17 protein-coding genes are annotated in these 26,677 nt (G+C 63.3%); 10 read left to right on the top strand and 7 right to left on the bottom strand.

Going from position 1 to position 26,677, the window contains the following annotated elements; all coding sequences use genetic code 11:
• Positions 1-22 precede the first annotated feature (22 nt).
• From J5J06_10490 to J5J06_10480, 3 genes are all read right to left on the bottom strand, one after another.
• Positions 23-568: a hypothetical protein gene (locus J5J06_10490; GenBank protein MCO6437505.1), complete on the bottom strand. Its 546-nt coding sequence runs from the start codon at positions 566-568 to the stop codon at positions 23-25.
• Positions 561-2,060, bottom strand: a complete 1,500-nt coding sequence (gene guaB / locus J5J06_10485; protein ID MCO6437504.1) for an IMP dehydrogenase — start codon at positions 2,058-2,060, stop codon at positions 561-563. Before guaB ends, J5J06_10490 begins: the two co-directional genes overlap by 8 nt.
• 134 nt (positions 2,061-2,194) lie before the next feature.
• Positions 2,195-4,729 carry a hypothetical protein gene (locus tag J5J06_10480; protein ID MCO6437503.1) on the bottom strand — a complete coding sequence of 845 codons (2,535 nt, stop codon included), beginning with the start codon at positions 4,727-4,729 and terminating at the stop codon, positions 2,195-2,197.
• An 863-nt stretch (positions 4,730-5,592) separates the two neighbouring features.
• On the opposite strand from J5J06_10480, the gene J5J06_10475 reads away from it, so the two are divergent.
• From J5J06_10475 to J5J06_10435, 9 genes are all read left to right on the top strand, one after another.
• The gene (locus J5J06_10475; protein ID MCO6437502.1) at positions 5,593-13,437 is read left to right on the top strand and encodes a DUF4114 domain-containing protein; all 7,845 of its coding nucleotides are present in this window, start codon (positions 5,593-5,595) and stop codon (positions 13,435-13,437) included.
• Positions 13,438-13,885: 448 nt separating this feature from the next.
• Positions 13,886-15,988: a hypothetical protein gene (locus J5J06_10470; GenBank protein ID MCO6437501.1), complete on the top strand. Its 2,103-nt coding sequence runs from the start codon at positions 13,886-13,888 to the stop codon at positions 15,986-15,988.
• 340 nt (positions 15,989-16,328) lie between these two features.
• Entirely contained in the window at positions 16,329-16,919 is a 591-nt protein-coding gene (locus J5J06_10465) for a hypothetical protein (GenBank protein ID MCO6437500.1), read from the top strand.
• 21 nt (positions 16,920-16,940) lie between these two features.
• Complete coding sequence (locus J5J06_10460) at positions 16,941-17,594, top strand: carbonic anhydrase (GenBank protein MCO6437499.1); 654 nt, start codon at positions 16,941-16,943, stop codon at positions 17,592-17,594.
• Positions 17,595-17,740: 146 nt separating this feature from the next.
• Positions 17,741-18,355: a superoxide dismutase gene (locus J5J06_10455; protein MCO6437498.1), complete on the top strand. Its 615-nt coding sequence runs from the start codon at positions 17,741-17,743 to the stop codon at positions 18,353-18,355.
• A 130-nt stretch (positions 18,356-18,485) separates the two neighbouring features.
• Positions 18,486-19,238, top strand: coding sequence for a bifunctional demethylmenaquinone methyltransferase/2-methoxy-6-polyprenyl-1,4-benzoquinol methylase UbiE (gene ubiE, locus J5J06_10450; protein ID MCO6437497.1), 753 nt, complete (start codon positions 18,486-18,488; stop codon positions 19,236-19,238).
• A complete protein-coding gene (locus tag J5J06_10445) occupies positions 19,231-21,168 on the top strand; it encodes a hypothetical protein (protein MCO6437496.1) in 1,938 nt (645 codons plus the stop codon). The genes ubiE and J5J06_10445 overlap by 8 nt, the downstream gene beginning before the upstream one ends.
• Complete coding sequence (locus tag J5J06_10440; protein ID MCO6437495.1) at positions 21,165-21,812, top strand: UbiX family flavin prenyltransferase; 648 nt, start codon at positions 21,165-21,167, stop codon at positions 21,810-21,812. The genes J5J06_10445 and J5J06_10440 overlap by 4 nt, the downstream gene beginning before the upstream one ends.
• Positions 21,809-22,705: a UbiA family prenyltransferase gene (locus J5J06_10435; protein ID MCO6437494.1), complete on the top strand. Its 897-nt coding sequence runs from the start codon at positions 21,809-21,811 to the stop codon at positions 22,703-22,705. Before J5J06_10440 ends, J5J06_10435 begins: the two co-directional genes overlap by 4 nt.
• Positions 22,706-22,720: 15 nt before the next feature.
• Here J5J06_10435 and amrS read toward each other — a convergent pair whose 3' ends face one another.
• Positions 22,721-23,809, bottom strand: coding sequence for an AmmeMemoRadiSam system radical SAM enzyme (gene amrS, locus J5J06_10430; GenBank protein MCO6437493.1), 1,089 nt, complete (start codon positions 23,807-23,809; stop codon positions 22,721-22,723).
• 144 nt (positions 23,810-23,953) lie between these two features.
• Here amrS and rmuC point away from each other — a divergent pair, with 144 nt between their 5' ends.
• A complete protein-coding gene (gene rmuC / locus J5J06_10425; protein ID MCO6437492.1) occupies positions 23,954-25,360 on the top strand; it encodes a DNA recombination protein RmuC in 1,407 nt (468 codons plus the stop codon).
• Positions 25,361-25,436: 76 nt separating this feature from the next.
• On the opposite strand, the gene J5J06_10420 is transcribed toward rmuC, so the two are convergent.
• The 3 genes from J5J06_10420 to rpmI form a co-directional block, all read right to left on the bottom strand.
• Positions 25,437-25,691, bottom strand: a complete 255-nt coding sequence (locus J5J06_10420) for a hypothetical protein (protein MCO6437491.1) — start codon at positions 25,689-25,691, stop codon at positions 25,437-25,439.
• Between the two features lie 207 nt (positions 25,692-25,898).
• Positions 25,899-26,276, bottom strand: coding sequence for a 50S ribosomal protein L20 (gene rplT, locus J5J06_10415; protein ID MCO6437490.1), 378 nt, complete (start codon positions 26,274-26,276; stop codon positions 25,899-25,901).
• A 40-nt stretch (positions 26,277-26,316) separates the two neighbouring features.
• Positions 26,317-26,538: a 50S ribosomal protein L35 gene (gene rpmI / locus J5J06_10410; protein MCO6437489.1), complete on the bottom strand. Its 222-nt coding sequence runs from the start codon at positions 26,536-26,538 to the stop codon at positions 26,317-26,319.
• Positions 26,539-26,677: the final 139 nt, after the last annotated feature.

Raw genomic sequence — 26,677 nt, 5'->3', positions numbered from 1 at the left:
GGCGAAGAGTGTTTGCACGGCGTCAGCCGGTCGGAGCCGCGTCGCCGGTTTGCGGGTTCTTCTCATCAGTCGCCACGGTGGTACACACCCAGCACACGTCGGCGGGAACCGCGTCAAATCGTCGGCTGTCACAGCGATCCCATTCTCCATCGCTGGCCATCGTCTGCCAGGGCAGGTTGACCACCTTGCTCACCGGCGCCGCCACGAAATTCACTGCGAATCGGCTTGGCCCGTAGACGGCGTACCACAAGTCCTCGAGCGTCCATGCGAACTGTCCGTCGTCCGGCGGATATTGATCCACATAGGGGTCTTCGAAATAGAGGGGCCAGTGCAGAACCGCTCCACTGGCTGTTTCTCGTTCCATCATCGCATAATGACGATGGGCCTGCGTTGCCGTTGCCTCAAACGCCATCGCCGCATCCACGGAGGGCGTTGTAACCGGCGGTGCGTGGGCCAGGCAGTCACGCCAGGGGTTCTCCACGAGCGCACAGCCGGTTGACAGCGACAGTACCGCGGCGCCTACCGCGGCAGCGATGTAATTTGGCTTGACCGTTCCCTGGTTATTCATATTCCTGCTCCAATGCATAGTTGGGAGACTCGCGCGTGATGGTCACGTCATGCGGATGAGACTCGACCACCCCGGCCGACGTGATCCGCATGAACTGCGTATCCGTCCGCAATTCGTCGATCGTCCGCGTTCCGCAGTATCCCATGCCCGAACGCACGCCCCCAACCAGCTGATAAACGAAGTCGGAAAGGGGTCCGCGGAAGGGAACGCGCCCTTCAATGCCTTCGGGAACGAGCTTGCCCGTGGGCTTGCTGCTCGACTGGCCGTAACGCTCCGCCGATCCCTTCACCATGGCGCCCAGCGAACCCATCCCGCGGTATTCCTTGAAACGCCTTCCGCGCCACGTGACCGATTCGCCCGGCGCCTCTTCCAGGCCGGCGAAGAGCGAGCCGATCATGACGCTGTTTGCTCCGGCGGCAAGTGCCTTGGTAATGTCCCCCGATTGGCGGATGCCGCCGTCCGCGATGACCGGGATTCCCTTGGCGAGAGCAACGGAGCAGACGTTCATGATGGCCGTGATCTGCGGAACGCCAACGCCGGAAACCACTCGGGTTGTGCAGATGCTCCCCGGGCCGATTCCCACCTTCAGGGCACTCGCCCCGGCGTTGACAAGATCACGTGCGGCGTCGGCTGTGGCGATGTTCCCGGCGATCACTTCGATCTCGTACCGCTTGCGAACCTCGCGGACGGTTTCGATCACATTCGTGCTGTGGCCATGCGCTGTGTCCACCACGACGACATCCACGTCGTTCTCGATCAGCGCCGCGACGCGATCGTAGTCGAAAACGCCCACGGCCCCCCCGACGCGCAGCCTGCCGCGCTCGTCCTTGCAACTGACCGGATAATGCAAGCTGCGCTCGATGTCGCGCATCGTAATCAGGCCCGCCAGCCGATTGTCGCGGTCGACCAGCAGCAGTTTCTCCACCTTGGCACGCTTGAGAATCTGGGACGCTTCTTCGAGACTCGTGCCCGGAGGGCCGGTGACCAGCTTGCCCGAAGTCATCACATCGCCCACCCGCAGATTCTCACTCTCGAGGAATTTCATATCCCGGCGGGTGATGATCCCCACCAACCGGCCGCCGTTCTCAACGATCGGCACGCCGGAGATGTTCTGAAGGGACATGACCTCCTTGGCCCGCGAAACGGGTGCATCCGGCGAGAGCGTGACCGGATCGAGGATCACGCCGCTTTCCGATCGCTTGACCTTGTGGACTTCCCGACATTGCGCCTCGATCGACATGTTCTTGTGAATGATGCCGATCCCGCCCTCCTGGGCGAGGGCAATGGCCAGGCGCGACTCCGTGACGGTGTCCATGGCCGCCGAGACCAACGGGATGTTGAGTCGAATCTTCGGTGTCAGCCAGGTGCTGACATCGATCTGATCGGGCAGCACGCCCGACTTGCGGGGAAGCAGCAACAGGTCGTCAAAAGTCAGCGCATCGCCTGCGATTCGGTCGGAAGTTGGGGAAGGACCATCGTGGCCGCGAGCCATTCAGGGAAACCTCGTGTGGAAAGTCGATTTCGAGGGTGATAAACCGGGACGTGTCGATCGTCAAGGGTGTGCCCGAGGGAAGACAGCTCTTCGGGAGACTCTCCGCCCGCGCCCAAAAGTTCGGTATCAGCAGATCACGGGCCGAGTATGTGGCTCGGCCGGGCCGCCTGCTTCGTCAGCGACGGAAGCCCCTGCTCGAGAATCAGCTTGATCTCGTCAAGATCGATGTAGCCGTCGAAGTTGAAATCGGCCTCCGCCAGGCGCCATCCAAGCCCGGGGCCCAGCAGATTAACGGGAATTCGAATGATGCCGGGGGGACCGACGTCTTCGCTACAGCAGCTCGGCTCATCCTCCAGCAGCCAGTTCCGCTCAATCACGTCGGCATCGAAGCTGTCGATGGTTCCGTCGCCGTTGATGTCGCCGTGGATGCCCACCTCTTCGCATCGTACGTTTGGGTCGATCGAAACCGGATCGGGCGGTAACCAGACGGTCATGAGCGCGGCGTAATCCAGGGCGTCGATGACATGGTCGCCGTTGAGGTTGCCGCCGATGAGCCAGTTTCCGGCCAGCGACGGGTCTCCCGTAAACCGCGCGATGTAACGCCCGGACTCGACGCTCAAGTCCGCCACCGAACGCAGCGTGTGCATTGGATCGCGAGCAGTCACGCACTCGTAGCTGCCGGCGGGAATGTCCATGGCGACATTCCGGGCGAATCCCGGCAGGTCGAACGGTCGTCCGAATCGCAGCGTGTGCGAGACGACGACGGGTTTTTCGATGCAGCTCGAGTAGAACGCGAATTCGATGCACCGTTCGATGGGGCCGGCCGCCATGGTCGGCGCTAGCTGCACGTCCACCTTGAAAGGCGAAGTCTCGGCGATATCGACCGTCCAGGTACAGGCGTCCTCCAGTCCGCAGGTGCTGGATGTCGAGCACGTGAAGATTGTCGTGCTGGCAGGGAAAAGTCCCCCCGTTTGCGCAAGCCCATCGAGGGACAGACCAAGTGAGTTTTCGGCAACGCAATCCACGGGGAGGGCACCGTCGCAGGCATCATCCGCCACAACCGGAGACCAGGATACAAAGCGTGAAAGCGATCCGGCCTCGACGTCCATGGAGACATCCGACGGGCAATTGATCGTCGGCGGTCCTTTTACGAGCGAGAAGTCTCCCGTGCAGCAGGGGATAAACGGAATCGTGTCGCCGTCCGAGTCGGACAGGATCGTCACGCGAGGATTCTCGTCGAGGTAGCAGATGTCCGTGGTCGCGCACGCGGCGATGGCCCTGAAGCGCATCGTGGCCATGACCGCCGGGCCGTGGGTGCCAGGGTGTCCGAAGTTCGTGACCACGGCGTAAAAGACCCTGCCGGTTGTCGTGTTGATGAGCTTTCCGACCGACATGGTGAACGGGGATTCGGGGTCGTACACGACGCCCGGTTTGACATCGATGAACTCTAGAAGACTCGGGTCGTAGCGAATCTGGAATTGGCCGCCGCTGACCAGGTGCGAGCTCTTGCCCAGGACGATGTTGACCCGGAATTCCTGTCCTTCAATGAAGCAGGTACCGTCGGGAATCGCGGCATTGACGGTTTCCACGCACAGCTCGGGTTGCTCGACACACTCGCAGAAGCCCTGCGCCAAATCGCAGGGAGAGCCGAAGCAATCGTCGTCGCTCGTGCACGCGATCTGGTCCAGCGGAACGCCGAGGCACTGGCCGCTGAGGTCGCAGCGATCGTCCACCGTGCAGATGTCCCCGTCATTACACGTCGTGGCGTCATCGCAGAGCTGCCGCAGCATGTCCGCGATGGACTCGACAAGATCCGAGCCCGGATCCTGCGACTGAAACGTCGTTCCCCCGGTCCCCGCGGCAAGATCCGCGGCGAGCTTCTGCACGCAAAGCGACGCGCCCGTCCCCGTGATCGGGGAGACAATCACGTCGTTGTTGTTTGCGACTTCGATGGCGTTTGAGACCGAATCGCGGTCGTCGCCCGGATCGTTGCACCCGTCGGGGAGGTCGCCGTTGCAGGGCCCCTCGTCGCTGATGGGGATAATCACGTGCTTCGTGCCGGCATTCCAGGCGAATCGCTCGGCCACGATGGCCGTCGCCGGACCCCAGGACTCGAAGGCGGAAAGGGGTTGCGGAAACGGGCAGGTGTTCATCGTTCCCGGCACATCGCCCCCAAGAAGACTTACGACATCATTGCTCAGGCAGGAGAAGGGCCCGCCCGGTGTTTCAGAGATGCCCAGAAAATGAGGATATACGATGATTCCTTCAGCGGTGAGATCGCTGACAATCTGGGCCATCTTGGTGCAAAGTGCCGCGGCTTCGTCACCCATCGATCCGGACGTGTCGAGAAGGAACACGACGTCGAGCGGAGGGCACGAGGCGATTGGATCGCAGGCGACACAATCGGGCACCGGCGTGTGGACGCAGGTTCCGTTATCGCAGCGATCCGTTGTACAGACGGTGTGGTCGACGCAATCGGCGTCGGCCGTGCAGGTCCCCCGCGATGAAACGGCCTGCTTTGCGCCGGATAACGCACGCAGCTCCCGCGGCGCCGCGTCGACGCCGGACACGGCAACGATCAGCGCAAAGGCAACGGCCGAGGCGACAGCGAGCGCGCTGGCCGCCGGAATACGCCGGACCGCGATCCCCAACCCTGGAGTGGTGGGCATGGCCTCCTCGGATTCACCACGGTATAGGCTCTGGGTTTGCTTCCGTGTCCCCCCGCGCGGAATCGTCCACTTCATCCCCCGACCGCTGTAAGCGCCGCCCCCCCAGGAGCAACTCGTCGGCGCTCTTCGGCCCCCTCAAGTCCGTTCAGAGGTGGGATCCTCGACAGTGATGGCCCGATCCGGTTCCCCTGTATTCTGGAGGAAGATTCGGATCCGGGTCCGCACCGTCATGTCATCATAGGCCGCGTTTGGGCCCCGCGTCGCCATGGGCGGGCAAAGATTCTCCGCGCTGCTGAACCGCTGCAACAAATTGGTCGTCCGATAGTTACGAACGGCTGGCCGCTTCGGCCCACCCCCGGACGGCCCGGTAAACTGATGCGTCCCGGCGAGCCTCGCAACATCGCCAAAGCCCCTTGGATGACAACTCACAGGACACATCAAGCCATCCATGTTACCAATTCCGCGCCTTCCATTCAATTCCCAATTCACCGGGCTTGCCCAGCCCGATCAGATGCTCCAACCGGGATTCAGAGCGGATTCTTCGTTTGGTGCAAACGCGAAACACGCGTGGCAACATGGTGAAGAATTGAATTGGTACCCGCGTTGAAATGTGCTAGAGTGCTGGGCATGCGGTAAGGGAGGGAAAGACCGCGCGCGTTGGAGCCGTCCGGGAGGGGCCTTTCTTGAGCTCGACTAGCCGAGCTCAGCGGACGGCTTATTTGCGCGGCATCCCATTCTTGAATAGTTTGGTCAATGCACGATTCAGAAGCTGGGAGGGTTTGGCGCCCGTACCTGCGCGCATTGCGTGCCGGTCGGTTGCATCAGACTCGCTTCGTTCACGCTCAAGAAGAAGGCAGGTAAACATGCGTCGCGTCCCCCGACTGACGAGCATCGCACTACCTTTGGTTGCGCTTTTCAGTGTGTTCTCCGCCGCGGACGCTTTGGCGGGCACCACCCCGATAACTCCGGGGAATCCACAGGTGATGGATGTATTGGAGAACCTGTATCCTCCAGGCACCACCTTTACGCGCGTACAGGATTATTCCGGCTCCAGCGCGTCCTATGAAGGGGCCACGCTCGAGCTGCTCCAGGGAACCGTGAACCTCGTCGGCCGCACCGACCAGACCTGGACGGACGGCATCGTCATCATCAACGCCAAAGTGAAATTTGCGGCTTTCAGCCACGCTTTTGGATGGGAGCGCAACAACGTCAAGACAATCCTGTTCAACGTGACCGGCTCGCAATACGACGTGGATGGACAGGCGGCCGGTATTTCTCTTGCCGGGGGCGATTTCCATTGGGTTGACAACACCTCCGGGGGGAACTGGTCGTCGGACGTTTCGCGCAACAGCGACGGCCTCGATCACATGATCACTTTCCTCGTGGATGGCCCGACGATCCAGACCACGACATGGGTGCTTTGCTGGGATGATCAGAACACGGGCGGCGATCGCGACTTCAACGACTTGATCATCGAGGTCGTGGTCGATGGCTGTATCAACGATCCCTACAAGCTCACTCCGGGTGTCTGTGGTTGCGGCGTTCCCGACACGGACAGCGATGGCGACGGCGTGGCGGACTGCATCGATGGATGCCCTGACGATCCGGATAAGACGGAGCCCGGCCAGTGCGGGTGCCACAACGAAGACACCGATAGCGACGGTGACGGGACGGCCGACTGTGTCGACGGTTGCCCGGACGATCCCGACAAGACCGAACCCGGGCAGTGCGGTTGCGGGGTCTCGGACGACGACGGCGACGGCGGAAGCAGCGGCGTCTGCGGGAACCAGGTCTGCGAGCCTGCCGCGGGCGAGGACTGTCTATCGTGCCCCTCGGACTGCAAGGGAAAACAGCACGGGTCGTGGAACCAGCGGTATTGCTGCGGTGATGGGGACGGTCAAAATCCGGTCGGATGTGATGATCCCCGGTGCACGCGCCATGGGCGAACCTGTGAGGACGGCGCGGCCGACTGCGCCGATGCCTGCCCCGACGATCCGAACAAGACGGAACCAGGTATTTGCGGTTGTGGTGTCCCGGACACAGATAGCGACGGCGACGGCACAGCCGACTGCAACGACTCGTGCCCCAATGACGCCAACAAGACCTCGCCCGGCATCTGCGGATGCGGTACGCCGGACATCGACAGTGACGGCGACGGTACGGCTAATTGTCACGACGCTTGTCCGAACGATCCCAATAAGACGAATGCAGGTATCTGCGGCTGTGGCGTGAGCGACGAAGATAGCGACGGCGACGGTACGGCCGATTGCCACGACGGCTGTCCGAATGATCCGAACAAGACCGCGCCGGGCGTCTGTGGTTGCGGCGTGAGTGACGCGGACAGCGACGGCGACGGCGTGGCCAATTGCAACGATGGTTGCCCGAATGATCCGAACAAGACCGCTCCGGGCATCTGCGGCTGTGGCGTGAGCGACGCGGACAGCGATCAGGACGGCGTTGCCAACTGCAACGACGGCTGTCCGAGTGACCCGAACAAAACGAACCCGGGTATATGCGGGTGCGGCGTGGCCGATTCGGACAGCGATGGTGATGGCGTGGCCAATTGCCACGACGGTTGCCCGAACGATCCCGACAAGACGAGCCCCGGCGTTTGCGGGTGTGGCGAGTCCGACGTCGACAGCGACGGCGACGGGACGGCCGACTGCAACGACGATTGCCCCGGCGATCCGTCCAAGACCAGCCCCGGCATCTGTGGTTGCGGCGTCAGCGACATGGATTCCGATGGCGATGGCGTTGCCGATTGCAACGACGCCTGCCCGAATGACCCCGGCAAGATCACGCCCGGTGCCTGCGGCTGCGGCATCAGCGATGTGGACAGCGACGGGGATGGTACGGCCGACTGCAACGACGCCTGCCCCAGCGATCCGAGCAAATCGCAACCCGGCGTGTGCGGCTGCGGCGTGGCGGATACGGACACTGACGGTGACGGCACGGCCAACTGCAACGACGGGTGTCCGAACGATCCAAATAAGGTCAATCCGGGCGTCTGCGGCTGCGGTGTGAGTGATGTCGATTCGGACGGGGACGGTGTGCGGGACTGCAATGATGGCTGTCCGAATGACCCCCAGAAGACCACGGGTGGACAGTGCGGCTGCGGCGAGCCCGACACCGATACCGACGGCGACGGCACCGCGGACTGCCACGACAGTTGTCCAAACGATCCCGACAAGACGAGCCCCGGTGTCTGCGGCTGCGGCGTGAGCGATGTCGATTCGGACGGTGACGGTGTGCGTGATTGCAACGACGGCTGTCCGAACGATCCCAACAAGACCATGGCCGGACAGTGCGGGTGCGGCCAGCCCGACACGGACTCGGACAACGACGGCACGGCCGATTGCAACGACGGCTGTCCGAGTGATCCCGGCAAGACCAGCCCGGGCATCTGCGGTTGCGGAACGCCGGACACGGACAGCGACAACGATGGCGTGGTGAACTGCAACGACGGCTGCCCTGATGATCCGGACAAGACGAATCCGGGGGTCTGCGGTTGCGGTGTTTCGGATGTTGATACCGACGGCGACACGGTTCCGGACTGCGTGGATCAGTGCAACGGCGGGCCGGACGTCGATTCCGACGGCGATGGCGTGCTCGATTGCCAGGACGGCTGCCCGAACGACGGGAACAAGACTTCGCCGGGTGTTTGCGGGTGCGGCGTGTCCGACGTGGACAGCGATGGCGACGGCGTCCGCGACTGCAACGATCAGTGTCCGAACGATCCCAACAAGACGCAGCCCGGCCAGTGCGGTTGCGGCGCGCCGGACGACGACTCCGATGGGGACGGCACCGCGAATTGCAACGACGGCTGCCCGAACGATCCCAACAAGACTTCGCCGGGCGTTTGCGGCTGCGGTGTTTCCGACGTGGACAGCGATGGCGACGGCGTCCGTGACTGCAACGATCAGTGCCCGAACGATCCAAACAAGACGCAGCCCGGCCAGTGCGGTTGCGGTGTGGCGGACACGGACAGCGATCTGGACGGTACGGCCGACTGCAATGACGGCTGCCCGAACGATCCAAACAAGACCAGCGCCGGTATTTGTGGTTGCGGCGTTGCGGATACGGACTCCGACGGCGACGGCACGGCCAACTGCCACGATGGATGCCCGAATGACCCGAACAAGGTCAGTGCCGGCATCTGCGGATGCGGCGTAAGCGACGCCGACAGCGACGGCGACGGTACGGCCGACTGCGACGACGGTTGTCCGAGCGATCCCAACAAGACGACGGCCGGCGAGTGCGGTTGCGGTCTGGCAGATACGGACTCCGACGGCGACGGCGTTGCGGATTGCAACGACGCCTGCCCGCTCGATCCGAATAAGGTGACACCGGGCGTCTGCGATTGCGGTACGCCGGATACCGATTCCGACGGTGACGGCACGGCCGACTGCAACGACGGCTGCCCAACCGATCCTGACAAGGTCGCGCCGGGCGTCTGCGGCTGTGGTACAGCCGACACGGACAGCGACGGTGATGGCGTCGCGGATTGCGTGGACGGGTGCCCGAACGATCCCAACAAGACCGCTCCGGGGATCTGCGGCTGCGGGGTGGGCGATGGCGACACCGATGGCGACGGCACCGCGAACTGCAATGACGGCTGTCCGAACGATCCCAACAAGACCGCGCCGGGTATTTGTGGCTGCGGCGTGGCGGACGCCGACGCCGACGGCGACGGCACGGCCAATTGCAACGATGGCTGCCCGAACGATCCCAACAAGACCGCGCCGGGTGCATGCGGCTGCGGCGTGAGCGACGTGGATTCCGATGGCGACGGCGTCGCGGACTGCAACGACGATTGCCCGAATGATCCGAACAAAACCTCGCCGGGTGTCTGTGGCTGCGGTGTGGCCGATGTCGATTCCGACGGCGACGGCACGCTGGATTGCAACGACGGCTGTCCGAACGATCCGGACAAGGTCAGCGCCGGCGTTTGCGGCTGCGGCGTGGCGGACACGGACTCCGACGGCGACGGCACGCCGAATTGCGTGGACGGTTGTCCGAATGACCCGGGCAAGACGGAGCCCGGCCTGTGCGACTGTGGCACGCCGGATACCGATACGGACGGCGACGGTACGCCGGATTGCCACGACAGTTGCCCGGACGATCCCGACAAGACCGAGCCGCTGATTTGCGGCTGCGGCGTCACCGAGGGCGACGGCGACGGCGATGGATTCCCGGATTGCATCGACGGCTGCCCGAACGATCCGAACAAGACTTCGCCGGGCATCTGCGGCTGCGGCGTGGCCGATGACGACTCCGACAACGATGGCGTTGCCGATTGCAACGATCAGTGCGAAAACGCGCCGGACGTGGACACGGACGGCGATGGCTGGTTGGACTGCGATGACGGCTGCCCGTTCGATGCGGACAAGTCCGACCCCGGCCTGTGCGGCTGCGGCGTCGCGGATACGGACAGCGACGGGGACGGCGAGCCGGACTGCACCGACACATGCCCGAACGACCCCAATAAGATCGAGCCCGGCCAGTGCGGTTGCGGTGTGGCCGATACCGACAGTGACGGTGACGGCGTCGCGGACTGCAACGACGGTTGCCCGAACGATCCCAACAAGACGGCGCCGGGTGTGTGCGGCTGCGGCGTGTCCGATGTGGACAGCGATGGCGACGGCGTTCGCGACTGCAACGACGGCTGCCCGAACGATCCCAACAAGGTTGCGCCGGGCGTTTGCGGCTGTGGCGTTGCCGATACCGACACCGATGGCGACGGCGCGGCCGACTGCGTCGATGCCTGCCCGAGCGATCCCAACAAGGTTTCCCCCGGCATTTGCGGTTGCGGGACGCCGGATGTCGATTCGGATGGCGATGGCGTCGCCAACTGCAACGACGGATGTCCGAACGATCCCAACAAGGTCGCGCCGGGTATTTGTGGTTGCGGCATCGAGGATACCGACACCGACGGTGACGGCACGGCCGATTGCCACGACGATTGCCCGAACGATTCCAACAAGACCAGTCCGGGCATCTGCGGATGCGGCGTGAGCGACGTTGACACCGACGGCGACGGCACCCTCGACTGCAACGACGGCTGTCCCAACGACCCCAACAAGACCACTCCGGGCGTCTGCGGCTGCGGCGCGAGCGACGCCGACGCCGACGGTGACGGTACGGCCAACTGCAACGACGGCTGCCCGAACGATCCCAACAAGACGAGTCCGGGCATCTGTGGATGCGGCGTGGCGGACACCGACAGCGATGGTGACGGTACGGCGAATTGCCTGGACGGCTGCCCGAACGATCCGACCAAGACGGCGCCGGGTCTGTGTGGATGTGGCGTCAGCGACGTCGATACGGACGGCGACGGGACGGCCGACTGCAACGACGACTGCCCGGACGATCCCACCAAGACTTCACCGGGCATCTGTGGATGCGGCGTGAGCGATGTGGATTCGGACGGCGACGGCGTTGCCGACTGCAACGACGCCTGCCCGAACGATCCGAACAAGATCATGCCCGGCGCCTGTGGGTGCGGCATCAGCGACGTCGACAGCGACAGCGATGGCGTTGCCGACTGCAACGACGCCTGCCCGAGCGATCCCAACAAGTCGCAGCCCGGCATTTGCGGTTGCGGCGTGCCTGACACAGACAACGACGGCGACGGCGTGCCGAACTGCAACGATGGCTGCCCGAACGATCCCGACAAGGTCAGCCCCGGCGTGTGCGGTTGCGGCATTGCAGACACGGATAGCGACGGCGACACCGTGCCGGACTGCGTCGATCAATGCGACGGCGGACCGGATATCGACTCGGACGGCGACGGCGTGCTGGATTGCGATGACGACTGCCCGAACGATCCCAACAAGACCGATCCGGGCATTTGCGGTTGCGGCATCGCCGACACCGACTCCGACGGGGACGGGACCGCGGACTGCAACGATCAGTGCCCGAACGACCCCAACAAGACCATGCCGGGCGCCTGCGGATGCGGGCTGGCTGACACCGATACGGATGGTGATGGCACGGCCGACTGCAACGACGCCTGCCCGCTTGATCCCAACAAGACCGACCCCGGCATCTGCGATTGCGGAACACCGGATACGGACACCGACGGTGACGGCACGGCCGACTGTAACGACGGCTGCCCGAACGATCCGGATAAGACAGCTCCCGGCGTGTGCGGTTGCGGTACAGCGGATACCGATTCCGACGGCGATGGCACGCCGAACTGCGTGGACGGGTGCCCGAATGATCCCGGCAAGATCGACCCGGGTATCTGCGGCTGCGGTACGCCGGATACCGACAGTGACGGCGACGGCACGGCCGATTGTCAGGATGGCTGCCCGAACGATCCGAACAAGGTCGCTCCGGGCATCTGCGGTTGCGGTACACCCGACACCGACACCGACGGTGACGGCACGGCCGATTGTCTTGACGGTTGCCCCAATGATCCGAACAAGACCAGCCCCGGCGACTGCGGTTGTGGCGTGCCCGATACGGATACGGATGGCGACGGCACAGCGGATTGCCTTGACGGGTGCCCGAACGATCCCAACAAGATTGCTCCGGGCATCTGCGGCTGTGGTGTGTCCGACGTCGACAGTGATGGCGATGGCGTGGCCGACTGCAACGACGGTTGCCCGAACGATCCGAATAAGACCGATCCGGGTATCTGCGGTTGCGGGATCGCCGACACGGATACGGACAGCGACGGCACGGCCGATTGTAATGACGGCTGCCCGAACGATCCGAACAAGACCGATCCGGGCATTTGCGGATGCGGCGTGGCCGACACCGACAGCGACAGTGACGGAACGGCGAACTGCAATGACAATTGCCCGAACGATCCGAACAAGATCGATCCGGGCATCTGCGGTTGTGGCGTGGCCGATACCGACAGCGATGGCGACGGCACGGCTGACTGCATCGACGGATGCCCCGACGATCCCGGCAAGATTGACCCGGGTCTGTGCGGTTGCGGCGTGGCCGACACTGACGGCGACGCGGATGGCACGCCCGATTGCCAGGACGGCTGTCCAGCCGATCCGGACAAGGTCGCTCCGGGGGCTTGCGGGTGTGGCGTCGCGGACACCGATAGCGATGGTGACGGAACCGCGGACTGCAACGATGATTGCCCCAGCGACCCCGGCAAGATCACGCCGGGTCAATGCGGCTGCGGCGTGGCCGATACCGACAGCGATGGCGACGGCACCGCCAACTGCAACGACGGGTGTCCGAACGACCCCAACAAGACGGGTCCCGGCGCCTGCGGTTGCGGTGTGATCGATGTCGATTCCGACCACGACGGCGTACCCAATTGCATCGATCTGTGTCCGGGCGATCCGAACAAGGCCACCCCGGGCGTGTGCGGGTGCTATTCAGCGGATGAGGACAACGATCACGACGGCGTGATGAACTGCCTCGAACTCTGCCCGAACGATCCCAACAAGGTCGTCGCCGGCGTCTGCGGCTGCGGAAAGTGGGATATCGACCAGGACTTCGACGGCGTGAAAGACTGCCTCGACGGTTGTCCTTTTGACCGGGAAAAGACCGATCCGGGCTTCTGTGGCTGCGGTCGTGTCGATGCGGACATTGACGGCGACGGTCAAATGGACTGTCAGGCCGGCATTCCGGCGGTCTCGGAATGGGGCCTGGCGGTGCTGACGCTCCTGCTGCTGACGGGCGGAAAGCTTTATTTCGGTCGTCGGAGCGATACATCGCCTGTTATCGCGCGATGACCCCATAACGGTGGGCGACCGGCTTGAATTTGCGGATTCCGGCGCGGCGTGGTCTTCGGATCGCGCCGCGTTTCTTTTCCGGCTTCTCAGTGGGGAAGGCCACCGTCTTCTAAGCTCAGAATCGGCGGCAGGTTGCGATGAGGCCTCTTATCGGGCTGGGATGGAAGGACACCTCCCCGGGAGCTATACTGATTCAACCGCCTGTCTGGCGGGCGGTGTAATCGCCTTTTCGACGAGGCGCGGTTGCCGGCGAGCCGGATGATGGGGACTCTCGGGCGGCAAGCGGAAGGCCCGTCATGTCGAAGAGGGGTTCCTTTCGATGGGGGTGCCACGGCGGGTCGCTTGCCCGCCAATTGGTCTTGATGCCACGTGATGCGTTCCAGGCGGGGTTGGGCAGCGGCGCGCCGATTCTTCCCCGCTTTGCGCTTTTGATCAGGGGGGCTGCGCGATGTCCAATCGGCTGATGGGGTTGTTCTTGTTGGCGATTTCCTGGGTTCTAACGGCTCTCCCAGCACAGGAAACGCTGTTGGCAGACGATGGTGTCACATCGCCAACGTCCCGACCTCCGCTGACCAGACTGGACCTCAGTATCGACCGCAAGGCGGCGATTTCCAGTCACGCAGGAAGTCGCAACATCAAGACAGTTTCGCCAGCCGAGCCGGCAGGCCTGCCCTTGGCCGCCGCTCCCGCCAACGACGCCTGCGCTTCCGCAACGCCCATCAATGGCACGGGTCAGTTCCCGTTCGACAATTCGCTGGCGACGACCGATGGACTCGATCACGCTGCTTGTGAGGATCCGGTGGCGGCGCCGGGCGTGTTGGGGATTTCCCGTGATGTGTGGTTCTGCTGGACGGCCGCATGCAGCGGGGCTGTACGCGTCGATACCTGCGGTGCGCCGAGTGTCGACACGCGCGTGGCGGTATACACCGGATGCACCTGTCCGGGAACGGACGCGAGGATCCAGGCCTGTAACGATGATTCACAGTTGTGCGCGGGCGGACTTCAGTCGTCGGTCGATTTCCTGGCGGAGTCCGGCCAGACCTACCTGATTCGCGTGGGCTCCTATCCCGGCGCTTCCGGCGGACCGGGGAACCTCAATATCACCTGCCTGGATCAACCCTGCCAGGAACCGGCGGCGCGTTGTCAGGGAATTGACTATTCGAACGGGCGCCTTTCCGACGGATCCGCCGCGGCGTCCGCGGATAACTTCCGGCCGGCAGTCAGCGGTTCCGTAAGCGAGGTCTGCTTTTGGGGCAGCTACGACATCGACGAACCGCAGGTCGATCAGTTCCGCATCACCTACTACTCGGATCAGGACGGTCTGCCCGGTTCGGTCATCGGCGGGCCGTTCGTGCAGGACAGTACGCTCACGGTCTCCCCGGCTGTACTGGTGAGCACGTTGTTCTTCCCGGTATTCGAGTACACCGCCGTTCACACGCCCGTGGCGGTGAGCGCCGGCCAGTGCTACTGGATCGAGATCGTGAATACGACTTCGGCATCCCCGTGGTACTGGCAACTCGGTTTTGACGGCGACAACACGATGCGTCAGGACGACGAATCTCCGTTGGACGGCTATGACGAAAGCGATCTGGTTCGGGTGGACACGGCCTTCTGCCTGAACATCGATCGTGACGACGCCGATCTCTGCCCACCGCCGCCGAACAGTACCTGTGGCGTCGCCGCCCAGGACTGCTGCACCGAGGATCCTTCCGGGTTGATCCTCGGCTGCGAGGACGGCCAGTGCTGCCGCCGCGTATGCGCCTGCGACGATTTCTGCTGCACCGTGGCGTGGGATGATGCCTGTGCAGGGAAAGGGAGCTTTGGAACGGCTTCCTGCACGGCCAGCCGGTACGCCTGCATCGTGAACGACGACTGTCGAACGTGCTGCAACAGTGGACTGCCATGTTTGGACAGTTCCGACTGCGACTCGGGCGAGCAGTGCGTCCTGGTCCAGCGCTGCGAGGGCTGCGGAGCAAGCGAGCGCTGCGGGGATCTCTGCCGGTCGTGTCCGAATACGACGATCAACTGGATGAAGCCGCTGGTCGGCGGCAAACTGGTTGACGCCCGGACGCCCTATGACATGCTCCCCGCACCTCTTCCGGAAGGGCTCGACCGCTTCAATGTGGGCGCGGCCTTGGATGTCACCTACGCCGACTGCTGGTCGCTTTGCGAAACGGGCGTCGATTGCGCCGCCAGCAAGGTCGCCGATGTCATCGACAATCTCGACAATACCTATCTTGTTCAGCTTTCGCGTCCGGCGACCGTACGGGAAACCACGAAAATCACCTACACGAGTGACACACTCGTGTCGCAGAGCATGACCATTATTTCCCATCCGGGCAACGTGAATGCCTCGGCCAAAACCACGGTAGAGGATCTGATCGCCATGATCGATCGCTGCCAGAACGAAGTGGCTCTGGCTCCACACGGCGAATTCAGTTGCGACATCGACCACTCCGGCACGGTCACGGTGACGGACATCCCGGCGCTGATTGCGCTATTTAACGCCGGGGCGCTGGATACGCCGATTCCGCCCAACACCTGCCCGTAAGACGGTAACGGAGCGCCTTCGCGACCCGTACGCCTCCGCTCTCTCTCGTCCGGCGGGCGCTCAGCCGTTGCCGGCGACTTCGGTTCTCTGCCGTCCGGGAGGATGGACGAATTGCTCGCGTGTCCTCCGGAGAACTGGTCAATTGGCTGACTCACCCGGTAGCTGAAGCCGGGACGGCAATCTCCCCGATTCCGTAGCGGTCCCGAATGCGATACCATGGGAATCCCAGGGACGCAGGACGATCGGCAGCGGGGATCGCGGCATGAAGGCTCAAGGCTCAGGAAAACGAAGCACTATCGCATCCGTATCTTCTCCTCGGCGCCGGCTGGTGCTTGCCGCAATGGGTGGCCTGTTCCCGCTTCCATGGCTTGCCGGCTGCACTTCGATCTCCGTTGCGCCGTCCTGCCCGGAGACCCTCAGCGTGGGCGACTCCGGCGACGTGCAGGCCAACGAGGTGAACCCCGGTGCGATTGCGACCTATCTCTGGGAGGCCATTCCGGCGAGCGGAGGAACCTTCGCCGATCCCACGGCCAAGGACACGACATTCACGGCCAATGAGGAGGGTGATATCGAACTGCGCCTGGTTGCCAGCGACGGCATTTACCAGGTCGTCGCCTCCTGCCAGGTGCTGGTGAGCGCTCCGCCCCGGGTGATGGTCGCGCTGTCGGCGACCCCGGCGGAGACACCGGCCGAGCGCGCCGTGACGCTGACCTGCACCAGCACCGGCGCCGAGCCGGCGACGATGTTTGACATCGAGCAGGTTTCGGGCCCGACGATTACGTTGATACCGGTTTCGGAGGGCGTTGTCACGCTGACGCCGCTGATACCCGGCACGCCGGAATTCTCCTGCGTCGGCACCAGTGCTGGGGGGGAGATGAGCCGGCCGGCGACAGTGACCGTGACGGTGACTTCGGCGGGAGGCGGCCGCTGAGACCCTGACAAAGGAGCGGGCATGGAACGATCACTTGCCAGGCTGGTGGACGGCATTCGGAGATTCGAGGAACGCACGGTACTGGCGAACAAGGAGTTCTACCGGCACCTCGCCGACGGGCAGCGCCCCATCGCCATGGTAATTGCTTGCTCCGATTCCAGGGTTGATCCGCAGCTCTTCCTCCAGACCCAGCCGGGCGAACTCTTCGTCATGCGTAATGCCGGGAACATCGTTCCGCCGTATGGACTGCCGGGCAGCAGCGAGGCGGCGACGATCGAATTCGCACTCCAGGGGCTGAACATTCCACACCTGATCGTCTGCGGGCATACCCACTGCGGTGCGATGACGCGGCTGATGTCAGACACCCCTCAGCAGGACCTTCCGGCCGTGACCGCGTGGATCGGCCACGCCGAGTCGGTTCGCCGGATTGTCCATTCGCGGATGGGCTCCGGTGACTCGCCCGATCACATCCAGCAGGCCGTGCAGGAAAACGTGGTCCAGCAACTTCAGCATCTTCGCACGCACCCGACGGTAGCCGAGCGCTTGGCGAACCAGTCCGTGATGCTCCACGGGTGGGTTTACGAAATTGAAACCGGGCATGTTCTGGCGTATGAGCCGACTTCGGGAGCGTTCGTTCCCTTCGGTGGGCACTTGGGTTGCGATCCGGCCATTTGATTCTTGCGGCGGGACATTTGGCACACCTGCGCTTCATTGGCGCTCGTTCCGCTTGACGCTCTTCCGGGGTCGCCATACGGTCCTAGGTTGTACAGCCACGCGGGAATCGAAACGCTCAATCATTGTTCAGCAGAGGAGCAAACATCATGGCCTTTGAACTTCCCAAGCTGCCGTATGGGTTCGATGCACTCGAACCGCATATCGATGCCAAGACGATGGAGATTCATCACGGGAAACACCATGCCACATACGTTGCCAAGCTGAATGAGGCCCTTGAGAAGGAGCCTTCACTGAAGTCGAAGTCGATCGAGGAGCTGCTCAGTGGGATCGGCTCGATTCCGGACAGCGTACGCACGGCCGTCAACAATCACGGCGGCGGACACCTCAACCACTCGATTTTCTGGAATAACATGAGCCCCAAGGGCGGGGGAAAACCGGGCGGCGACCTGGCCAAGGCGATCGATTCGACGTTTGGCGGATTCGACAAGTTTCGGGAGCAGTTCACGGCCGCGGCTTCTTCGCACTTCGGCAGCGGCTGGTCTTGGCTCTGCGCCGACAGCGGCGGCAAGCTCGTGGTGCGGTCCTTCCTCAACCAGAACAGCCCGCTCACCGAGGGCTACAAGCCGCTGCTCGGGCTGGACGTCTGGGAGCACGCCTATTATTTGAAGTACCAGAACAAGCGACCCGAATACATCAGCGCCTGGTGGAACGTGGTAAACTGGGACGACGTGGCCGGCCGATTTGCCAAGGCCGGCAAATAGTGTCGGTCCGGTCGGGAAAGCCAGGCGATTTTGATACACGGCGGGAAGCCGAGCGGTTTCCCGCCGTTCGTCTATCATACATGCAGGGCCCACCGTTCGGATGCCTTACCGGGCAGGAATGTGCTGTACCATGACGACCGAGACCGAACGCGTCTGGACTGACCAACTTCTGACCGACCCGCACGCGGTTCAGGACAAGCGCGAGCGCGTGCGGACCATGTTCAACGCCATCGCGCCGCGCTATGAGTTGGTCAACCGCGTGTTCAGCCTGGGACGCGACGGTTACTGGCGGCGGCGGGCGGTTTCGCTCGCGAAGGTCCATGCAGAGGATGATGTCCTGGACATCGCCTGCGGGACCGGCGATTTCGCTCGTGCCTTTCATGCCGCCGGACCCCGGTCGGTGACGGGCTGCGACTTCGCGGAAGACATGGTTCGCCTGGCACGGGAGCGGTCGCCGGATTCTATTGAGTTTCGCGAGGCCGACGCGCTGGCGCTGCCCTTTCCCGACGCATCGTTCAGCATCGTCTCCTGCGCTTTCGGTGTTCGCAACCTCCAGGATCTGGACGCGGGCTTTCGAGAGATGCATCGCGTTCTTCGACCCGGCGGTCAGGCGGTTATTCTGGAATTCACCCGGCCGGAGAACCGTGTCCTGCGCGGACTCTACGAGTTCTATTGCCATCGCATCATGCCCTTCGGTGCGACCTGGATCAGCGGAGACCGTACGGGCGCGTATCGCTACCTTCCGCGTTCGGTGGTATCGTTTGCAGATGCCTCGGAAATGGCGGATCGTCTGCGGCAGGCCGGGTTCCAACGCTGCGCGTGGACGCCGCTGACATTCGGGGCGGTAACGGTTCTCATCGCCCAGCGCAAGTCCCATGAATGACCCATCAGCATTTGCCCGCGGCGCGACACGCAACGAGTCCCCGTCCGGGGACGAGCCGACCAAGGCGTACGCGGAGCGCTACAAAGACGTGTGGTCGCGTGCAGGTTCGCGGTACCGCGTCCGGGCGGCCGGGCTCCTCCTCGTCAACCTCATTCTTTTCGCAGGGGTCGGCAGCTTCGCATTCTGGCTGCGCAGCGGTGAGGTATTCGCTCCGGCCACGCAGGGTTACTGGGAATCGCTTCTTGCGGCGCTTCGCTTCGGAAGCGCCTCCACCATATCCCTGGGCACACTCCTGACGGAACCCATCAGCGTTCAGCAGACCGAGATGCAGATCTGGGTGGTCGGGCTGCTGATGGCGGCCCTGATCGCGATTCCCATTCTGATCTCGCTCCTGTACCGGTTCTGGTCGAGCCTGCCATTCGTGGCCGTCGTCGGCTTTCTGGCCGTCATGCCCTGGTTGGCAATCACACTGCTCGCGTCGTGCCTGATCGCCTCCGTCCGCCCCTTCCGGTCCCGGTATCGCTTCATGTCGGCCATGTTCGGTCTGGTCCCGGCCGTGGTCTACCTGATTCTCGCGTTCTCGGGAACGAACGACGTTCTGGTCGGAGTTGTCGATCCGGTCGACCGGATCAAATTTGTTGCCCCGTGGGTACTGGCCATCGTTGCCGCGACGGCCGTGTTCGCACTCGTGCTGATCATCGCCCAATTCGTGGACTACCGTCCGGGAACGGTCGCGCCACTGCTGGCGGTACTTTTCGTTCTTCCGGTGGCTCTTTTTGAGAATTACGTAGGCCGGGACACGCTTTACTATCGCCTGCTCGAATCCTCGGCGCGGGCGAGTTTCCGGGATGTCGATGCTTCTCAACCTCTGGAAGCATTCGTTGAACAGGAGTGGCTTCGTCATCCGCTGCCTCGTCCTGCTCGGCAGGCGATCCGTGAGCGCACGGAGATCGCCTGGCTGTTTGCGTTGTCCGATCTCTCGCAGCAGCGCTCGGTCATTCTCGAACAGCAGATGGACTTCGTGGACAAATGTGACGAGTTCGTCTACTACTTCCCCGAGAGCCGATTTGCGTACCATGCACTGTTTCTGAAGGCGAGAGCGCTGGATCTGCGCATCGACGAGGAGGAATTCCGCCGCACGAAGTGGATTCGGTTCTACGATGGTTTCCCGCGGGAGGCGTCGCGGTCCACGTGGGAGATCATCGCCCTGAACCGTCCCGAGTCCATGCTGGGAGCCGTTGCGGCACTGCGATTGGCGGAGTTGGAGGCGCGGGACTGCGACATCGATCGGGCCCTGTCCCGGTTGGATGAACTCGCTCAGCGATTTGGAGGGCGGATTGACGCCGAAAGGGTCCTCACCGCGCCGGTTGCCGACGGCATTGCTGACTGGAGGATCGATCCGCAGGACGCCGCGGCTGCGGGCTTCTTGCCCATCGATGCCGACCGTGTGCTCCTCGATGCGATGCGGCTGCGCGATCTGCTCCGCAACAATCGCGATCCGATCTACGGGTATGATCCGATCTGCGGGGGCCAGATCTGGTCGCGCGGACCGCGCTTCGGCATGCTCGACTGCATTCCCCGACATCCGTCCTATCGCGATCAACTGAAGAGCTTGATGAAGGCCTATCCCAACGCCCAGGCCCAGGACAATCTCGCCCTCGAATCGGCCAAGGCGCTCCCGGCGGGTGCACAGAAGGTCACGCTCCTGGAGGAATGCCTGCGGCGCTATCCCAATGGTGATGCGGCGGCGGAGGCCCTGTTTCGATTGGGCGTGACGCAGCGCGTCCTGGGTCGCACTTCCGAGGCCGAGAAGTCTTTCGGCAGGTTGCTCGCGGAGCATGCCAAGTCCATCTGGGCCGGAGAGTCCATTCGCTTCGGGGTGGATCCCATGCGCGTGGCGGCTCGTCTGACGGAGGGAGAGCGCCGGTGAGCGAATCGCGAAAACGGATTGTCGTGGGCATTACCGGGGCCAGCGGGGCGAAGTATGCCACCCGCCTTGTCGATTGTCTGGTGCACGGCGCGGCGGAGGTCCACCTCATTGTTACGCCGCTGGGCAAGCGACTTCTGCTGGACGAGTTGGGCATTCAACGAATCACCGCGGAAACGCTCATCGGGCGGGAATCGGCACAGCTCTTCATTCACCCGTACGGAGATGTGGGATCCAAGCTCGGCAGCGGGAGCTTTCTGACCGACGGAATGATCGTTTGCCCGTGCAGCAGCAACACCCTGGCCTCGCTCGCCGCCGGACTGGCCGACAATCTGCTCGATCGTGCCGCGGCCGTGACCCTCAAGGAGATGCGCCGCCTGGTTGTCGTCCCCCGGGAAATGCCCATGAGCCGCATCGATTTGCTCAACGCGCTGCGGCTCAGCAAAGCCGGTGCGGTCATCTGCCCCGCCTCGCCGGGGTTTTACATGCTGCCGCGAACGATGGACGATCTCGTCGATTTCGTGGTCGGTAAGCTGCTCGATCTGGTGGGCGTGCCCCACGAGCTCAACACGCGCTGGTCGCAGCAACTCGAGCGCAGCAAGGAAGATCGCGGCGAGGCGCGGAATGTGGGCGGGGACGTCGCATGACCGCGGTGGTTTCGGCCGTTCGAACCTGGGCGGAGATGGTCAAACTTCAGCACTCCGTCTTTGCCCTTCCATTTGCGTTGATCGCGACATTTCTGGCCGGGCGGCACCTGGAAGGCCGCACGTGGCCCTATCCCGGCCAGATCGCACTCATCATCGTCTGCATGGTCGCGGCGCGCAGCGCAGCCATGACCTTCAACCGCATCGTCGATGCCTCCATCGATGCCCGCAACCCGCGCACGGCCAATCGTCCGCTCCCCGCGGGCAAGCTATCCTTCGCCGCGGCCTGGCTGATGTGGGGGCTCTCCGCGGTTACCTTCGCCATGGGCTGCGTGGGCTTCTTCGTGTGGTACGGGAACACCTGGCCGATTCTCCTTTCGGGACCCGTACTGGCCTACATCTGCGGATATTCCTTTGCCAAGCGATTCACGCGCTGGTCGCACTTCTACCTGGGCTCGGCCATTGCCATCGCGCCGGTTGCGGCGTGGATCGCGATCGACCCGGCAAGCCTGGGGTGGTCCGCGCTGGTCCTCCTGGGCGTGGTGACCTTCTGGATCGGCGGGTTCGACATCATTTACGCGTGCCAGGACATTGACATCGATCATCGAGATGGGTTGTTCAGCCTCCCATCGCGACTGGGCCCTGCCCCGGCCTTGTGGATCGCACGATTCGCCCACGCCCTGGTCGTCGTGGGGCTGATCGGTCTGGGGATTCTGGAGAATCTCGGCCCGGTGTACGCTGCCGGCGTGGCGATTGCGGCGCTGCTTCTCGTGATCGAAAACTCGCTTGTACGGCCGGGAGATTATCGCTACGTCAATCTCGCGTTTTTCACGGTGAATGGTGTGGTGAGCCTGGTGCTCGCGGCCACCGCAATTGTGGATCTGGCAGCGGGGTAATCGTCGGCGCTTCGTCTATCCGCACGGCCCCTCCGGCACGTGAACCGGCATGGGGAACCCCGGACCGGTGCTCGAAGCCGGTGGATCCTTCTCCCAGACGCCCGGAATTCGCGTTCCGCAGAACGGGCAATTCTCGTCCTTCATTCGATTCTCTTCTACGACGAACCCGCGGCGCCGGATCAGAACCCGTTCGCACGACGGACAGGTCGTGTTCTCTCGATGACCCACGCCGCCGTGGCAGTTGCCGGGGTAGACGAACTTGAGCCCCGCGGCCTTGCCGATGTCGTAGGCGCGAAGGAGCGTCTCCGTGGGCGTTCGCGGTGGTCCGGTCATCTTGTAATCCGGATGGAAGGCGGTGATGTGCCAGGGCATGTCCGTGGAAACGGACGAGAGAAACCCGGCCATCCGCTTCAGCTCGTCGTCGCCGTCGTTGAACGTAGGCACGACCAGCGTGACGATCTCCACCCAGAAATCCATCTGTTTGAGCTGGCGGATCGTTTCCAGCACGTTTTCCAGCGTGCAACCGAGCTGGCGGTAGCTGCGATCCTCAAAGGCCTTCAGGTCGACCTTGTAGAGGTCCACGTGGGGGCGGATGAATTCGAGCACTTCCGGAGTGGCGTTTCCATTGCTGACAAACCCGCAGACGATCCCCTCGCTGCGAGCGAGCTTGAAGATCTCCACCGCCCAGTCCGCGGTGATCAACGGCTCGTTGTAGGTGCTCACGAGGACGGGAACATGGTTGTCGACGGCCGCGGTGACCATGCGCTCGGCGTCGACGAAGTTGGGTCGGGACACCGCCGCGTCGTCGCGCAGGGCCTGGCTCGTGATCCAGTTTTGACAGTACGAGCAGTGGAGATCGCAGCCGAGCATACCGAAGGAAAGGGCATCCCGTCCCGGGAAGGCATGGTAAAACGGCTTCTTCTCGATCGGGTCGATGGCCAATCCCGCCACGTAACCGGATGGCGCCAGCAGCTCGCCGTTCTCGTTGAAGCGCACCCGGCAGACCCCGCTGCGCCCGGGAAGGATCGTGCAGCGATGGCCGCACGCCAGACAGCGCACACGCCCGTTTTCCCCCTTGACCACAAGCTCCGGTGCCGAGGGCATGGTGCTTTCGTTGAGCAACTCTTTCAGGCGAACGGACGCCGAAGACATGTCGTCATTCCCTACGGTCGTTGAACTCGGTTACCTTGAGTATTATATGGGGCATTCGGAAGGAGTCCCACCGGTCGCAGCTTCAGGCAGGTGAACGTGGAAATCGCTTACGGCATCATCGGATTACTCGTGGGAGTTGCCGCTGCATGGGTCTTTGCCACCCAGCGTGGCAAGCTCCTCATTCAGCGCGAGCGGGGCGAAATCGCCCAGCGCATGGCCGCGCTCGAAGCCGAGGCCGCGGGACTTCGCACTCGGCTGTCCGAGGGTGATTCCGTCGTTGCTTCCTTGCGCGAGCAACTCGACAGCGAACGCCGGGAGCGGGCCCGCGCGGAAACCCGCCTGGAAGAGGGTCAGCGGCGGATCAGCGAGCAGCAGCGGATTCTGGACGAGGCGGAGAAGAAGCTGAAGGACGCGTTTGCATCACTATCAGCCGACGCGCTGAAATCCAACGCCGAGCAGTTTCTTGTTGCGGCCAGAAAGACCCTCGAAGTCGTGCTGAGTGACGCCCGCGGCGATCTTGGAAAGCGCCACGAGGCGATCAAGGCGCTTGTCCAGCCGCTGAGCGATTCATTGAAACGCTATGAGACGCAGGTCCAGTCCCTCGAGCAGGCGCGGCAGAAGGCGTACGGTTCGCTCGAGGAGCAATTGAAGTCGCTTGCCCACACAAGCCAGACGCTCCAGCAGGAAACGGGTCGTCTGACGACGGCGCTGCGTAATCCCCGCGTCCGCGGACGTTGGGGTGAACTCGCCCTGCGCCGGGCTGTCGAGCTGGCCGGCATGACCGAGCATTGCGACTTCAACGAGCAATTGGCAGTCAGCAGCGATGACGTGCGGCTTCGCCCCGATCTCGTCGTCCACCTCCCGAGCGGGCGGACCGTGATCGTGGACGCCAAGGCCGTGGTCGATGCGTACCTCGATGCCGTCGCCGCGCCGGACGAGGATTCGCGGAAGTCGCACCTCGCGCGCCATGCCGATCACGTCCGGGCGCGCGTGCGTGAGCTCTCGGCCAAGAGCTATTGGGAACGATTCGAGCAATCGCCTGAGCTGGTGGTGCTGTTTCTGCCCGGCGAGTCATTCTTCAGCGCGGCCCTGGAGGGAGATCCGCGCCTGCTCGATGAAGCCGGCGAGCGGCGCGTCATCCTCGCCTCGCCGACCACCTTGATTTCGCTGCTTCGTGCAGTTGCTTTCGGCTGGCGTCAGGAGCGGCTGGCGGAAAACGCCGAGCACATCAGCCGCCTCGGGCGGGAACTTTATGAGAGGATGCGCATCCTCGTGGACCGACTGGACAAACTCGGCACGCACCTGGGTCGGGCCATCTCAAGTTACAACGACACGGTGGGGACGCTGGAGTCTCGAGTGCTCCCTTCCGCTCGGCGATTCAAGGAACTGGGTGCGGGGGGCGGGGCCGAATTGCCGGAAGTCTCCCCGGTAACCGTCGCCGCGCGGCAATTGTCAAACAACACTCCGAGTGATGCGGAAGCGCCGCTCGAGGAAAAGGGTTGAAACAAACGCTCCCGGAAGTCGCGGTGCAGCCCCCGGGAGCGGAATGCCTGATCCATCGACTACGGTTGCTTCCAGATTACTGCACCTCGATGGGGCCGCCGCCGGTGGAAACACAGCCGGTCGCGCAATAGTGATAAGTGGCCGCGCACAGGTTGTAGTACACGTTGCCGTCATCGCAGAGCACCGGGTCATACACCTGCGGGCACAGAACGGTGAAGTCCGGGCAATCGCCGCCGCCAATCGGCGTCGGCTTGCCCTTGCTCATGCCCGGCGCGGCGAAAAACCCGACCACGAAGAGTACTGCGAGAGTTGCGATGAGTACCTTCTTCATCTTTGACCTCCAGTTCGACGGAAATGACATGAGGGCTATCGACGCGATAGCTTCCTCTCCCGGGTGAGGTAACCGACGTCGATCGGTCGTTATTCCCGCAATTGCACGTGCAAGGGACAAGAAAACGGTTCCCGACTGGTTTCATCTCCAATCGGGAGCCGTGCGGTTTCGGACTGAGTTGTCTGCTCTCGACGATTGCGGCGAATTTCAGGCCGCCGCCTGCGATCCCGCCGGCATGTGGTTACGCGCCTGCTCGACGATCGCATCAAAATCGGCGGGACTGTGGATGGCAATCTCGCTGAGCATCTTGCGGTTCAGCTCGACGTTCATTTGCGTCAGCGCGAAAATGAAACGGCTGTACTGCATGCCGCGGGCCCTGCATGCTGCGGTGAGACGAATAATCCACAGCGCCCGGAAATCGCGCTTGCGACGACGGCGATCGCGATAGCTGTACAGGCGGGCACGGCGGACGGCGATCTTGGCCGACTTCCAGTGGTTGCGCGGCGCGCCCCGGAAGCTTCGCGATGCCCGAAGCACACGCACTTTTCTGCGATGTCGAGCCGCTCCGTAGGTTGCACGACCCATGAACTCAACTCCTCTTTACGGCGCGTCCGCCGCTGTTCAGTTACTCGTTCGAGCAGGGCGCAGGTCCCTCGGCCCCCAGCATCCGCCGGATCCGATTCTGCAAAGCCCCCTTGAGGATGCCCGGACGGCGGAGCTTGCGACAGCGGTCACCGCTCTTGTGGCTCATCAGGTGGCCGGTTCCCGGCTTCTTGAAGCGAACCTTACCCTTCGCGGTCAGCGAAAATCGCTTCCTCAATCCCTTATGTGTCTTGGGCTTTGGCATCGTTCGGTCTCTTGGTACCTCGCCTGATTTTTGCGAGCCGAGCATTATACGGCCGCTCATACCCGATGCAAGACGCCGCCGCACCGGAATTCCCGCTCCGGGCACGAGTGCTCCACGGGCGCCGATCCGAACGAGTGGC

Source organism: Phycisphaerae bacterium (genome assembly GCA_024102815.1).
Taxonomy (GTDB): Bacteria; Planctomycetota; Phycisphaerae; order UBA1845; family UBA1845; genus JAGFJJ01.
The sequence above is the reverse complement of the archived record's forward strand: the minus strand, read 5'-3'. Positions and strand labels throughout refer to the sequence as shown.

Coding starts and splice junctions, on each gene's coding strand:
- rplT (MCO6437490.1), bottom strand. CDS start 26,276: ATGGGTCGTGCAACCTACGGAGCGGCTCGACATCGCAGAAAAGTGCGT.
- J5J06_10465 (MCO6437500.1), top strand. CDS start 16,329: ATGGGTGGCCTGTTCCCGCTTCCATGGCTTGCCGGCTGCACTTCGATC.
- J5J06_10475 (MCO6437502.1), top strand. CDS start 5,593: ATGCGTCGCGTCCCCCGACTGACGAGCATCGCACTACCTTTGGTTGCG.
- J5J06_10420 (MCO6437491.1), bottom strand. CDS start 25,691: ATGAAGAAGGTACTCATCGCAACTCTCGCAGTACTCTTCGTGGTCGGG.
- J5J06_10480 (MCO6437503.1), bottom strand. CDS start 4,729: ATGCCCACCACTCCAGGGTTGGGGATCGCGGTCCGGCGTATTCCGGCG.
- J5J06_10490 (MCO6437505.1), bottom strand. CDS start 568: ATGAATAACCAGGGAACGGTCAAGCCAAATTACATCGCTGCCGCGGTA.
- guaB (MCO6437504.1), bottom strand. CDS start 2,060: ATGGCTCGCGGCCACGATGGTCCTTCCCCAACTTCCGACCGAATCGCA.
- J5J06_10455 (MCO6437498.1), top strand. CDS start 17,741: ATGGCCTTTGAACTTCCCAAGCTGCCGTATGGGTTCGATGCACTCGAA.
- amrS (MCO6437493.1), bottom strand. CDS start 23,809: ATGCCCTCGGCACCGGAGCTTGTGGTCAAGGGGGAAAACGGGCGTGTG.
- rpmI (MCO6437489.1), bottom strand. CDS start 26,538: ATGCCAAAGCCCAAGACACATAAGGGATTGAGGAAGCGATTTTCGCTG.
- ubiE (MCO6437497.1), top strand. CDS start 18,486: ATGACGACCGAGACCGAACGCGTCTGGACTGACCAACTTCTGACCGAC.
- J5J06_10460 (MCO6437499.1), top strand. CDS start 16,941: ATGGAACGATCACTTGCCAGGCTGGTGGACGGCATTCGGAGATTCGAG.
- J5J06_10470 (MCO6437501.1), top strand. CDS start 13,886: ATGTCCAATCGGCTGATGGGGTTGTTCTTGTTGGCGATTTCCTGGGTT.
- J5J06_10435 (MCO6437494.1), top strand. CDS start 21,809: ATGACCGCGGTGGTTTCGGCCGTTCGAACCTGGGCGGAGATGGTCAAA.
- J5J06_10445 (MCO6437496.1), top strand. CDS start 19,231: ATGAATGACCCATCAGCATTTGCCCGCGGCGCGACACGCAACGAGTCC.